Genomic DNA, 292 nt, shown 5'->3' with positions numbered 1-292 from the left:
ACGAAGTCGGCGAGGTCGCCGAACTCGGGCAGTACGGCGGTGTAGTCGGAGACGTCGTAACCGCCGTCGCGCAGCGGTGACTTGAAGAAGGGCGGGAGCCAGAGGCAGTCCACGCCCAGCCATTGCAGGTAGTCCAGCTTGGCGGTCAGGCCCCTGAGGTCGCCGACGCCGTCGCCGTTGCTGTCCTGGAAGGAGCGGACGAGGACCTCGTAGAAGACGGCTCGTTTGAACCAGTCCGGGTCGCGGTCCTTGGCGGGGGTGTCCTCGAAGGTGTCCGGCACGGGCTCGTTGA

At 66.8% G+C, this 292-nt stretch carries 1 protein-coding gene; it reads right to left on the bottom strand.

Going from position 1 to position 292, the window contains the following annotated elements; all coding sequences use genetic code 11:
- Nucleotides 1–292 (bottom strand): alpha-amylase family glycosyl hydrolase (locus tag IG94_RS39550; RefSeq protein WP_043485791.1); only part of this gene is annotated, 292 nt, incomplete at both ends.

The sequence above is a fragment of the Streptomyces olivaceus genome, assembly GCF_000721235.1.
Lineage (GTDB): Bacteria > Actinomycetota > Actinomycetes > Streptomycetales > Streptomycetaceae > Streptomyces > Streptomyces olivaceus.
This window is presented reverse-complemented; position numbering and strand designations above follow the sequence as displayed.